The 12437-nt window shown below is 62.6% G+C and carries 9 protein-coding genes; 2 read left to right on the forward strand and 7 right to left on the reverse strand.

Translation table 11 applies throughout. The annotated features are described in order from the left end of the window. The first annotated feature begins 57 nt into the window (after positions 1-57). Entirely contained in the window at positions 58-450 is a 393-nt protein-coding gene (locus J8I35_RS03790; RefSeq protein ID WP_245170090.1) for a 2-oxoglutarate dehydrogenase, read from the forward strand. A 94-nt stretch (positions 451-544) separates the two neighbouring features. Here J8I35_RS03790 and J8I35_RS03795 read toward each other — a convergent pair whose 3' ends face one another. The 7 genes from J8I35_RS03795 to J8I35_RS03825 form a co-directional block, all read right to left on the reverse strand. Then, the gene (locus tag J8I35_RS03795; protein ID WP_209924541.1) at positions 545-2023 is read right to left on the reverse strand and encodes an aminotransferase class V-fold PLP-dependent enzyme; all 1479 of its coding nucleotides are present in this window, start codon (positions 2021-2023) and stop codon (positions 545-547) included. Between the two features lie 166 nt (positions 2024-2189). After that, the gene (locus tag J8I35_RS03800) at positions 2190-2504 is read right to left on the reverse strand and encodes a TrfB-related DNA-binding protein (RefSeq protein WP_124595409.1); all 315 of its coding nucleotides are present in this window, start codon (positions 2502-2504) and stop codon (positions 2190-2192) included. 18 nt (positions 2505-2522) lie between these two features. Continuing rightward, complete coding sequence (locus J8I35_RS03805) at positions 2523-2780, reverse strand: PAAR domain-containing protein (protein ID WP_050017691.1); 258 nt, start codon at positions 2778-2780, stop codon at positions 2523-2525. 79 nt (positions 2781-2859) lie between these two features. Beyond that, positions 2860-4203 (reverse strand): virulence factor, encoded by a 1344-nt coding sequence (locus J8I35_RS03810; RefSeq protein ID WP_209924542.1) that lies wholly within the window; start codon positions 4201-4203, stop codon positions 2860-2862. A 65-nt stretch (positions 4204-4268) separates the two neighbouring features. After that, on the reverse strand, positions 4269-5612 hold the full coding sequence (locus J8I35_RS03815) for a virulence factor (protein WP_209924543.1): 1344 nt from the start codon (positions 5610-5612) through the stop codon (positions 4269-4271). Between the two features lie 134 nt (positions 5613-5746). Next, positions 5747-8059, reverse strand: a complete 2313-nt coding sequence (locus J8I35_RS03820; RefSeq protein WP_209924544.1) for a DUF3274 domain-containing protein — start codon at positions 8057-8059, stop codon at positions 5747-5749. 19 nt (positions 8060-8078) lie between these two features. Then, positions 8079-10841, reverse strand: coding sequence for a type VI secretion system Vgr family protein (locus tag J8I35_RS03825; RefSeq protein ID WP_209924545.1), 2763 nt, complete (start codon positions 10839-10841; stop codon positions 8079-8081). Positions 10842-11603: 762 nt separating this feature from the next. Here J8I35_RS03825 and J8I35_RS03830 point away from each other — a divergent pair. Continuing rightward, on the forward strand, positions 11604-12416 hold the full coding sequence (locus J8I35_RS03830) for a hypothetical protein (protein ID WP_209924546.1): 813 nt from the start codon (positions 11604-11606) through the stop codon (positions 12414-12416). Positions 12417-12437: the final 21 nt, after the last annotated feature.

Genomic DNA, 12437 nt, shown 5'->3' on the forward strand with positions numbered 1-12437 from the left:
CTTCTATTCATCCATTGAATGCGAGCGATCATGTCCCTAATCCAATTGATGCGGCGTATGTCTCCGTTGATCGTGCTCGGCGCCGTGATGAGCACTGCCTACGCGTTGCCGCCGCAGGCGGTGGCGCCGGTGAAGCTGCCGCACGGCGGGCGCGGTGTCGACGGTCCGTTCTTTCCGGCCACGCGGGCGGCGCCGGTGTTGCCGTCGACCGGCGCGACGTTGCAGCAGCAGGCGCAGCAGCGCGTCGACGCGCGGCTCGGCGCCAATACCGTGCTGAGCAACGGCGCGGCCGTGACGAAGGCGCAGGCGCAGAGCAGCGGGCTCGGTTTCGTGTCGAAGCACTTCGACGAGATCGACGCGAAGCACACCGGCCGCGTGACGATGAGCGATGTGCGGCAGTTCATCCGGCAGCGGCAGGTGCAGGCGCAGCAGGAACAGCAGGACGAGTGATGTAGCAGGCAGGGTGGCGGCCGGCGCGGCTTTCCGTCGCGCGGGCCGGCTTCGTGCGTGGACGCAGGGGGGGGCGGGTGTAGTGGCGGGCGGTTTACGCCGTGCGTCGTTCGGACAGCCGATTCCACAGCATGCCGGAGCGGCTGCCGCTGCGGCAATACGCGAGCACCGGCTTCGGCAGCGTGTCGACCAGCGCGCCGAACGCGTCGACTTCCGCGTCGCCGATGCGGTCGCGTTCGACCGGCAGGTAGCGCGCGTCCATGCCCAGTTCGCGCGCGGCAGCGGCGATCTCCTCGAACGCCGGCTGATCCGCGCCTTCGCCGTCCGGCCGGTTGCAGATCACCGCACGGAAACCGGCATTGCGGATCGCCTTCAGGTCGGCCGGCGTGATCTGCCGCGACGCGGTGAAGCCGGTCGCCGCCGCCGCCCGACATTGCTCGATCGCCCGCGCGAAACAGGCGACCGCGAAGTCGACGTCCTGTTCCGTCGTGAAACGCCCGAAACTGATGCGCACGGTGCGGCCGGCCGTTTCCGCATCGAGACCGATCGCGGTCAGCACGTGGGACGGCGCGCCGCTGGTCGAATTGCAGGCGGAGGTGGACGACACGGCGAGCGCATCGCCGAGCATGAACGGGAAAAAGCCCGGCGCATGTACCGTCAGGCTCAGCGTGTGCGGGATGCGGCGGGCCGCGGCTGCGTTCTGCGTGACGTCGCCGAGCGCGAACAGCGCGTCGGTGAGCCGCGCGCCGAGCGCCGCGATCCGGGCGGCTTCGCCGTCGAGTTTGTCGGCGGCGAGTTCGCATGCGACGCCCATGCCGACGATCTGATGCGTGGCGAGCGTGCCCGAACGCAACCCGCGCTCGTGGCCGCCGCCGTGGATTTGCGGGGCGATCCGGCTCGCGATCTCGCGGCGGACGAACAGTGCGCCGATCCCCTTCGGGCCGTACACCTTGTGGGCGGACATCGACATCATGTCGATGCCGAGTGCGCGTACGTCGATCTGCGTCTTGCCGAGCGCCTGCGCGGCGTCGACGTGGAGCAGCGCGCCGGCGGCGTGCACGATGCGGGCGATCGCGCCGATGTCGGTCAGCGTGCCGATCTCGTTGTTCACGAGCATCAACGACACGAGGCCGGTGTCGGGGCCGATCGCGGCCGCCACGGCGTCGGCGGTGATTTCGCCGTTCGCGTCGGGCGTCAGGAAAGTGACCTGCATGCCGTGCTTCGACAGGTTCGCCATCGTGTCGAGAATGGCCTTGTGCTCGAGGCGGCTCGTGATCAGATGGCGCTTGCCGGTCGCGTTTTCCGCATAGCCCTTCAGCGCGAGGTTGTTCGATTCGGTGGCGCCCGACGTCCAGACGATCTCGTCGGCGTCCGCGCCGATGAGGGCGGCGACTTGCACGCGGGCGTGCTCGACCTTGTCTTTCGCGAGCCGGCCGGCGGCGTGCGAGCTGGATGCGGGGTTGCCGAAGATGCCGTCGAAGCCGAGACAGGCCGTCATCGCTTCGATCACGCGGGGATCGGCGGGGGTCGTGGCTGCGTAGTCGAGGTAGTGCAGCGGGGGGGTGTCGCTCATGTCCGTCTCTTGCTGATTGCGTAGTGACGGAAATGATACGGGGGACAGAAGGGAAAAAGGATCCAAAGTTGGCTGAGAATTCAGCTCTAAGTGGAATTACGTTTTATCTGTGATGGGATTGGAGGAATTCATTTCTCCGCGGCTTCGCTGGCCGGAATCGTCGCGATTACGTCGCCGCATCGGGGCCGGGGTCGGTCGATAACCGGTGCGCATCCCGTACCCATGCCAGCAGCGCCTGCTCGTACTTCGACGGAATCGTGACCGTGAGCGTCGTGAGGCGGGCGGCGTTGCATGGCAGATCGAGATAGCGTCGCCAGGCTTTTCGCACAAGTTGCGACATCGCGGAGTGCGTCATGCCGAGTTCGGCGGCCAGCGCCCGTTGTGATCGGCCCTTCACGAAAATCTCGTGCAAGGCCCACTGGTTCAGCGGCTTGATCCGCGTGTCCTGCATCCGCAGCAGCCGGAACTGTTCGTCGGTCATGCGTCGGGGCGTCGGCATTCAGACCCGCCCCGAATGTTGAAGCGACGAGATCAATTCCGCGCCGCACGAAGTCTTGTGGCCGTCGAACGCGGCGGCTCCGCCTTCGATGTCGAAGGCCGGGTCGCCTTCGGCAATCGTGCAGGCGCCATGAATCGGACACGAGCACGCGTCGCCGATACGAGCGACCGCGCGCCCCATCACCGTGCTTTTTCGGGCGCCGGATTCGACCCGGCCGCCGTGGGTGTGCGTATCTTCTACCCGGATAATTCCCCGCATGGGATTCCGTCCTCCAAATGGTTTGAGGTCTGACGCGGCGATCACGTTCGGACGAAGCGATTTGCCGCGCCGGTGTGCGTCACCATGAATAGCCCTGCATGCCGTAATTTGTGTCGTGTCGGCGGCCCCACCACGGCAGGTAGGCATTGTTGCCGCCGCGTGCGCGGAACCAGTCCTTGTCGGGATCGATCGGCGTGAGCTTCGACGGTGGCCGGACAACGACCGCGACGGGATGCTCGGGATCGGTCGTGCCGGCGACGAGTGCGTTGCCGCCGAAGTGGTTGATCCGGCCGATGGCGAGCGCGACATCTGTCAGTGCGCTGCCGGTTCCCATGTCGCCAAGTAGGGCGGCCGTGTTGAATGTCTGTTTGCGGTGGTCGTATTCGGGGAGGGCTTCGGTCAACGTCTGCGCGAGGGTGGCAAGGCGCGCCGACGATGCGTCGCTGCCTTTACCTGCGTCGTGAACGATGTAGTCGAGGTCAGGGACCGTGATGCCAGCATTGCGTGCCGCTTGGTCGATCGTCGCCTTCCACGCCTGCACGGCGCGCGTTGTGCCGACCTTCTGCGGAAAATCATGCGTGTTGCCGGTTGCTGCCTTGCCGATCCAGGCGAGCGGTTCGCGCTCGGTATTGAAGGTCGGACCGGCGAGGAAGAGCGTGACAAGGTTCTCGTTGATCTGTGCATCCGTGGGCGGGAAGTTAGGTGCGTCCCAGTTCACTACCCAGACGCTCTTGTCGGGATTCGCCTGCAAATAGTCCAACGCGTTGCTCAATGAAGTGAATCCGGCGTTCGCGTCGCCTTGCGTGATTTGTACGTCGGGGAGCGTGTTGCGGCTCCACATCGTTGGAAAATACCGATTCCCGATCGAAAACGTCCTTCGAATCGAGTCCTGCAAGTAGCTTTGCGATTCGGCCGCGTCGAGTCGTTCCGGAATCGCAAGCTCGACACGGATGCCAGCCAACTCACGCCAGTTCTTTTTATCGTCAGGTTTGACCGTGTAGAAGTATTTCGCGTTGCTCGCGTAGCGCGAGTGAAGCAGCAGCGGGAACTTGGTCATGTACTTGCGATAAAAACCTCTGAATGTTTCTGCGCCTTCGTTACCATATACCAGCGCGCCAATCGATTGAAGCGTTGTAAAGGACTTCGGATCGGTTCGCACCATGTCGTCGTTCTTGTTCGGAGACGCGAGTCCTTGCGTCCACAGCAGTTGCCATTCGGTCGGGTAGTCCATGCGTTGCAACGGATTCAACCAAATGAGTCCGACGACCTGGGCAAAGAATGGCTTCGCCGGCTCTTCGACGGAGGGAGCTGCGTTCGCTATTGGTTCAGCGGCAGGTGCGGAATGCGCCGAGCGCATCATGGCCGTCGAGAACAGAAACGCCACAAGTGCCACCAAACTAGGGACAACTACAAATCGTTTCACCCCACCTCCTGCTGCTCTATACAACATCTACGTTCACATTTAACGCGCTGCCGTACCGGTGTGCATCACCATGAATAGCCTTGCATGCCGTAATTCGTATCGTGTCGGCGGCCCCACCACGGCAGGTAGGCATTGTTGCCGCCGCGTGCGCGGAACCAGTCCTTGTCGGGATCGATCGGCGTGAGCTTCGACGGTGGCCGGACAACGACCGCGACGGGATGCTCGGGATCGGTCGTGCCGGCGACGAGTGCGTTGCCGCCGAAGTGGTTGATCCGGCCGATGGCGAGCGCGACATCTGTCAGTGCGCTGCCGGTTCCCATGTCGCCAAGTAGGGCGGCCGTGTTGAATGTCTGTTTGCGGTGGTCGTATTCGGGGAGGGCTTCGGTCAACGTCTGCGCGAGGGTGGCAAGGCGCGCCGACGATGCGTCGCTGCCTTTACCTGCGTCGTGAACGATGTAGTCGAGGTCAGGGACCGTGATGCCAGCATTGCGTGCCGCTTGGTCGATCGTCGCCTTCCACGCCTGCACGGCGCGCGTTGTGCCGACCTTCTGCGGAAAATCATGCGTGTTGCCGGTTGCTGCCTTGCCGATCCAGGCGAGCGGTTCGCGCTCGGTATTGAAGGTCGGACCGGCGAGGAAGAGCGTGACAAGGTTCTCGTTGATCTGTGCATCCGTGGGCGGGAAGTTAGGTGCGTCCCAGTTCACTACCCAGACGCTCTTGTCGGGATTCGCCTGCAAATAGTCCAACGCGTTGCTCAATGAAGTGAATCCGGCGTTCGCGTCGCCTTGCGTGATTTGTACGTCGGGGAGCGTGTTGCGGCTCCACATCGTTGGAAAATACTGATTCCCGATCGAAAACGTCCTTCGAATGGAGTCCTGCAAGTAGCTTTGCGATTCGGATGCGTCAAGTCGTTCCGGAATTGCAAGCTCGACACGGATACCGGCCAACTCGCGCCAGTCCCTTTTATCGTCAGGTTTGACCGTGTAGAAGTATTTCGCGTTGCTCGCGTAGCGTGAGTGAAGCAGCAGCGGGAACTTGGTCATGTACTTGCGATAGAACCCTCTGAATGTTTCTGCGCCTTCGTTGCCGTATGCGATACCCGCTACCGACTGGAGCGTCGTAAAGGACTTCGGATCGGTTCGCACCATGTCGTCGTTCTTGTTCGGGGATGCGAGTCCTTGCGTCCACAGCAGTTGCCATTCGGTCGGGTAGTCCATGCGTTGCAACGGATTCAACCAGATCAAACCTACGACCTGCGCGACGAATGGCTTCGCTGCTTCTTCCGCAGAGGGCCCCGCATGCGTTACAGGTTCCGTCGAAGGTGCCGCGTGCGCGGGCCGTACCGTGGCCGTGGTGAAAAGAAGCACCATGAGCGCAGCCAGGCTGGGCACGACTAAAAATCGTTTCATCCAATCTCCTATTTCCAGTTGTGTCGGGTCTGGTTGTTCTACGTGCGCCATTAACGACGCCATGAGTACGGCCGTGATCATCCATGCTGCGAGCGCAACAGCGGCACGTCGCGGCCATGTAGCGATTAGTGCCTTCATATCGTGCCCCCGACCTTCAGATAGAACTGACCTTCTCGTTCATTCGTGATGGTGTCCGGCATCTTGCCTTCGCTGCTCTCCGCATGTACCCATTCATGCATCGGAAGTTCGTCAAGTTTTCCGCGCACAAAGTACTCCGTGTATTTCTTGTTCGGGTTGTCGTCGGGAATACCGTCTTCCATCCGCCAATCCGCCTCAATCCGCAGCACCTTCATTTGCTCGGGCGTCAGATAGCAAACCCCGATCGCCACGTCGTACGCAAGCGCCTTTCTGGCATGCTTCGGATTGGTCATCGTCGTGGAATGGTTCGTCGGGCTGTTGGTCGAGCCACGATCGAGCCAATCGACAATCTGCTGATCGCGCCATTCCTTGTAGCCCTCCGGCATTTCGCTCTTGCCGTCCTCGCCGATCACGTGGCCATCACCATCGAGCCATTCTGTATTCAGCGTGCGCCGTGCCTCCATCCGCATCAACGCGCGGTCCTCGTAACGCTGTCCGGCTTCGCTCTCTGCCGTCCCTTGCGCGACGCTGTCGGCGTTCTTCGCGTTGTACTGATCGTAAGGATCGTCCGCGCGCTTGTCTGCCTCGCTCTTGCTTGCGTCGCGCCATGCGGCCGGCGGATCGTTGCCTTCGTTGAAGTCGCTTATCGCATTGCCGTCTTTCGTTTCGATGGGCTTGCCGAACCGCAACGCTTGCGGCGGGAACGGTTCGTCGAGTGCCGGCGCGTCCGCTACCACGCTCCAGCCCTTCGGCGGATTGGCGTTCACGCGGAACATATTCAATGTCGAGCTGATCTGGGTCACGAAAAACATGATCGGCGCGGATGCAAGCGTGGCCGCCACCCCGAACACGGACTCGTTTCCCTTGAGCGCACCGATGAGATTGAATTTGGCCGGCGGCGAAGGCGGATACCAGAATCCCGACGTGGTTCCCTCTTTGCCATGCCGCCAGTCATCCTCCCGATACCGATAGCGTTTCTGCACGCCAACCTTGAAGCCGGAGGCAAAGACGCGCTGCGTCAGCACGCCGGGGACACCGATATCGTTCAGCTCGTTCTCGTCGATGCCGCGCCAGCCGATGCCTTGAACCGTGACCGCCGAAATCACCTGATCGTGTGGACAGCAATACGCGGTGACGCGACCATAAGTCGATTCGTTCAGGCCGTGGCGAGCCCGATCCTCTTGTGCCGCATAAGACCGCTTGCTGGTCGGTGATACCCGTTCGTTGGCCATGTCTTCATCGATCTTGCCGGCGGGCAGTTCGTAGGCTTTGCGCGTGCCGATGATCGACAGAAACTTGCCGAACGTTTTCGTGCGGGCGGCGTAGGTCTGCCGTCCGCGACGACCGCTGCCGTCCCTGGTCGCGCGTTGCGACCAGGTATCCATGAACGTATCGGATGGATTCGGGCCGTCTGCGCGCGCAAGGCTGTACGGCGCATTCGCCAGTACGTAGGCATCCGCCACGCAATGCCCGCTACGTCCCCACGGATCTACGACGTCGGGCAGCGCATCGCCGAAAAACGCCGCCGTCAGGCCCACGATGTTGCCCTGGCTATGGCATACGACGGTAATCGGCACGTCGGCCTGCATGCGGCGAATCGACTCGATCAGCCTCGCAAGGCGCAACGCCGCGAGCACGCCATATGCGCGGGGCGGCGCGCGATACAGCGGCCGGTTGGTCGGGTTGATCCCCTGGACGGTCAACCACCCGGCAGCGCGGTCGTCGAGACCGCCGTGCCAGAGATCGGGCAGGCTCGCGCAGCCGTTCGTGAACGGGCCGCCGCCCCAATAGTCCTTCTCGTTCAGGAAAATCTTGTCGCCGTACTCTTTCAGCTCTGCGGCGGTTGCCCTATAGCCCCATCGGAAATGAATGACGGGAGAGAAGGACGGGTCAGATTTGATGTAGTTGCCGGACCAAAGCTTCGGATTAAGAAACCCATCCGGCGTCACGCTTTCCGTGTACTTCGCCGGCACCAATTGCCCGGCGTCGATGCCGTGATACATCAATTGATCGTCCAGCCGGCCGAGCCGGCGATTCAGGCCATCGCACAGCCCCTGCTCGGCGGCTTCGAACCATTCGCCTTCGGAGTTCACGCCATGGACGAAGATGACGATACCAGGCAACGGCATTTGCTTGATACAGATCAGCCGGGTGTCTTTCGTCCACATCGAGACTCCGTCGCTCCGACCGACGACGATCTGAGGTGGCTCCGGGCGCGGCGCAGCCGTATCGGCCACATCGGTCTTCGCGGCGTGCTCGTTGGTGCGGGCGCTCGCGGTCGGTCGAGAATCGAGAGATGAGTCGTTCATCCGGACTCCTATGCTTTCGTTAAACATTCTTCTTGGCGAACTTCACCGCCAGCCTCTCGAACCGGTCGGTATCGACGGCCGGCAGTTCCCCGGCCGGGTCGGTCGTCAAACTCGACAGCGTTCCCGATGCCTTTCGAATCTGTCCTTCGAACCCCGGCACCGCGTTACCGTCCGTTGGCCGAATCAGCTTCGGGACGCGGCCGAGCGGACTTTGATCGAATGTCGGCAGGTCGACGCTCATGCTTGCGGGGCCGTCCCATGCATGACCATCGGATTTCACGGTGAACTTGCCGGGGCATCCCAATTCGATATCGCCACCATGCAGCTTGAGATACGCGCCGCCCGCCGTGACGAATACGACTCCGTCGCTCGCCGTGCCGGCCAGCCTGCCGTCGGCCGCGGTCAACTGGATGTTTTTGCCGGACTCGATTTGCGTGTCGTCGTGCTGCGATTGAAGGGTCACTTTCCCCTGATGCGCGATCGCCGATACGCCGTCGCCGTGCGCGAACATTGCGACGCCATGCCCGGCATGCAGATTGATTCGCTCGCCGCTCGTGATCTGCATGTGTTGCTGCGCGATCTGATCGATGTTCTCGCCCGCATACGTGACATGCGTTTTCGGCGTGACGTTCAGCGACCCCGCTTGCGCACCGAACGCCATGAACGCGGATGCGTCGCCGGTAGCGCCAGATTCCGACCCGCCGGGTTTCCAGTGACGGAAAGCGTTGGCGATGTTGTCCTGGCCGGCCGTGTCGGCGGATTGCCCGCCATGCTGGCCGGCGTAATCGCCGAGCGACTTGAACAGCGCCGTGCATTGATCGAGCAAGTGAATCAGTTCGTCGCGATCGAGCTGACCGCCGGTCGCGTGCGAACGCGCATAGGTCGTCAACAGCATGCCTTGGGCGGCGCGCAAGGCCGCAGCGGCGTCGGTGCGCAGTTCCGCGCCTTCGCCACGATCGTTCCCGTGTCCGTCCACGCGCGGCTGCGTCAGGTAGCCGAGATTCAACTGGGTATGCGCATGTTCGCTTGCCAACTGCGCGGAGATTTGCGACGGCGTATCGTCCAGGCGAAGCTGGTTGTGCCGGCGGCCCTTGATTTCCCGCGTCTTGATCCCGGACACGTAGCGATTGCCCGGCAGCCCGCCGGTATGGCTGAAAGTCGCGGGCGGGTTCGCGCCGTTGCTCAACACGCCGATGATCACCAGACGGTCTGGATCGCCCGACAGGCTCCCCAGCAGGACTTCCATCCCGACACGCGGCAGGAATAGCGCACCGAAGCATTCGCCCGCGAGACTCGCCGCGACGCGAATCGGCGCGCTGTCGCCGGCCAGGCCGTTCGTACCGGCGCCTTGCGCGTGAGCATGGTCCGCCGGATCCAGCCCGTGAATCTGCACACGCACGCGGCCGGCCTTGTCGCAAAACACCTCTTCGCCCTGCGTGCCGACGATCGTGCCGGTCAGCAGGTGAACCGGCGGCACGTCGATCGCCGGATCGTAGGCGGGCTTCAGCGGCACACCGCGCTGCACGCACGTGAAACTGTTCTCGTAGCGCGTGTCCGTTTGCGCCGATGCATCGGGCGGCGGGGCGGTCGGCGTCAGGTTGCGGCTTGCCGCGAATAGTCCGCTTGTGCGGCCCGACAGGTCTTTCGGCAGGTTGTTCCAGATGACGTGTCGAATCGACGTGGCGACGAACCGACGACGATCGATCGACTTCATATCCAGCTCGGGGTCGCCGGCCAGCGTGAACCCGTGCCCCACCAGCATGTCGCGTACGGTGCCGATGCCTTCGAAGCGCGCGGCTTCGAACTGATGGGCCAGCATCCGGTCGTGCGCGATGCGGGCGTGATCGTTCCACGAGTCGCCGACGTGCGGGATGTCGATCGCGACGTCGGTCAGCAGGCGCGCAAGATCGTTCCCCGACTCGCCCTGGTCGAGGCCGGCGACGGCCTCGAAGTCGTCCATGCGAGCGGTCTTGTAATCCCACGACGGGCGGCGGACCTTGCCGGGCGACAGGCTCTGGTCGTACGCAAAGAGGGTGACGGTGTCACGTTGCTCGACGCCAGCGTCGCGCGGGTGAAGGCGGACGGTGCCCGCCGGTGCGTCCGGCAGACGATGCGGATCGTCGCAGAAGACGAGCGTGTGAATCGGGCGCTCATCGGCCACGCCGCGTCTTCCGTCGACCGGCGCGGCCTTTGCAAAGACCGTGATGCCTTCGCGGCGCAGCAGACGCCGGATGAAGCGTGCGTCGGATTCGTTGACCTGCCGCGTCAGCTCGCGTGCCGGATACCGATCGGCCCGCAATGCCGACAGGTCGAAATCGAACGCTCGCGCGAGTGCGGGGCTACGCTGTTTCCACTCGTTCATCAGCGTCGCGAGAATGTCCGGCACGCTGCGCGAGCGGAACAGGCGAGCGTTCGTGCGACGGTCCATCAGTGAAAGGGCGTCGCACACATGCAGCTGATAGACGGTCAGTTCGCCGTCGGATTGACCGGCTCGCACTTCGCGCACGATCGCGTTGATCGCCTGGATGTTGCCCCGATCGGTCGTCAGCCGGACCGATACGGGCAAACCGAGAAACAGCGCAGGCGGCAGATGATCGTAGGTCGACACGCAGGTCAGTTGCCCTTCGATGCCCGACATCAGTCCCTCGCGGATATCGGCGTGATGGAGCGCCAGCAGATGGCCGACTGCGCGTTGCGCCTGCCCGAAATGCAGGGAGACTGGGCGCTTGTTCAGATCGATCAGACCCGACGCAAAGTTTCTAAAAGTTGCTGCGATCGACATAACGACAATCTCGTTATTTTTTGTTCCGGATTCGGATGGGTTCGAATCCGCCTCTCAGGGTGGCAATGCAACGGCACTTGGGATTTCGGTGCGAAGAATAGCAAGCTATTTCTAGCTTTAATTAATATTTTTATTTTGAGATGGGAAATATTTTCTTTTGAAACAATGGTTAATATTTGGTTGGTTTGAGTAGTGTTTTTGTTTGGATGAGAATGTGTCGAGTAGATTGTTCTGGATTGGTATTTGTCGTGCCTCGTTTTCCCATATCGTCGAAATGGGGGCTTTTTTGTCAGGACACGATTGAATTGGAGGTTGAAGATTCGGAATTGTCCTGAATCAAAATGAGCAACGACACGTCACGCTATTGAAATCGGTGCGAGCGGGGCTTGTGCACCGGCGCGCGGTGTGTAAGCCCGCCGATCGGATGCCGGAAAAGGCATCTTTCAACATACAAATTCGCCGCCGGATGGTTCGGTGGCGCACGTGAATGGCGGGCTGGATTCGGACGGAATCCGCGAGTCAGGCGATGGCGCGGGACGCGTTTGCGGATGGCCGATGGGCACCGCTGCTCGCTTTCCGTCGGTTGTTGTCGCCAAGGCAACACGGTAGTGTTGTGTTGGCCGTTGACGTGCCGCCGGGCCGACAAGGAGCCTATGGCGAGGCGTGCCGGCATCGGCGAATTTCAAGCGGCGGGTGCGTTGCCGATCGTTCCGCCCTATAGTGCTCGTCGTTTATCGATCCGCAAGCAATCGGGAGTTCGTCGTGTTTCACCGGAAATTCAAATTGGGTTGTTCGCGCTTCGCGTGCATCGTCGCCGTGACGACGATGCTGGCGCCCGTCGCGGCGCGTGCGGAGGGGGAGGCCGTCGGCGGCGCGACGCACGTCGCGTCGGCTGTCGATCACGACACGTCCCCGGCACGACCGATTGTCGGCGACGATCCGGTTGCCATCCGGGAGGCGCTGCAGAAGGTGCACGCCAGCACGCTCGCGCCTTCGTTGCGTGACCGGGTTCGCGGCGCCGTCGCCGGTGCCGCCGGCCGGCACGGCGCGAATCCCGACCTGGCGGCCGTCGGTCTGGACCGTGACGTGACCTTCGTGGTGCCGGTGCGGTACGGGCTGAGATACCGGTCGCGGCGGCAGTTGCTGACGCTGGATGTCGACCTGTTCGATGCGGAGCGCGACGGCCGGGACGGCATCCTGCTCAGCAAGGTGACGAAGGGGCCGCGCGGGCGCGGGCTCGTGATTGCTCCGGAGGCGAAGGCGAAAGGGTACGTCCAGCACGTCGACATCATCGAGCTCGAGACGGGGCAAGGCAAAAAGACCACGGTTCGGAGCCGCTTGCGGCTTTCGCCCGCCGAGTACGCGCAAACGCATGGCGACTTCGCACTGGTTTTTTCCGGACGTCTGGTTCGGCCTTACTTGAGCGAACAAACCGAACATGCCGACCCGAGTATCGAGGAGCCGACGGACATTTCGACGCGGATCTCCACGTTGCACGTGGATCTCCGTGACATCTGGCTGGTGAGTCCGTCGAGCGGCGTCGTGGTGTCGAAGAAGCTGCGGTTGTCGAAGTAGGGGGTTTGGGCGGGCGGGTCG

It is taken from the genome of Burkholderia sp. CpTa8-5, assembly GCF_017815045.1.
Lineage (GTDB): Bacteria > Pseudomonadota > Gammaproteobacteria > Burkholderiales > Burkholderiaceae > Burkholderia > Burkholderia sola.

Coding starts and splice junctions, on each gene's coding strand:
- J8I35_RS03790 (WP_245170090.1), top strand. CDS start 58: ATGTCTCCGTTGATCGTGCTCGGCGCCGTGATGAGCACTGCCTACGCG.
- J8I35_RS03795 (WP_209924541.1), bottom strand. CDS start 2,023: ATGAGCGACACCCCCCCGCTGCACTACCTCGACTACGCAGCCACGACC.
- J8I35_RS03800 (WP_124595409.1), bottom strand. CDS start 2,504: ATGACCGACGAACAGTTCCGGCTGCTGCGGATGCAGGACACGCGGATC.
- J8I35_RS03805 (WP_050017691.1), bottom strand. CDS start 2,780: ATGCGGGGAATTATCCGGGTAGAAGATACGCACACCCACGGCGGCCGG.
- J8I35_RS03815 (WP_209924543.1), bottom strand. CDS start 5,612: ATGAAACGATTTTTAGTCGTGCCCAGCCTGGCTGCGCTCATGGTGCTT.
- J8I35_RS03820 (WP_209924544.1), bottom strand. CDS start 8,059: ATGAACGACTCATCTCTCGATTCTCGACCGACCGCGAGCGCCCGCACC.
- J8I35_RS03825 (WP_209924545.1), bottom strand. CDS start 10,841: ATGTCGATCGCAGCAACTTTTAGAAACTTTGCGTCGGGTCTGATCGAT.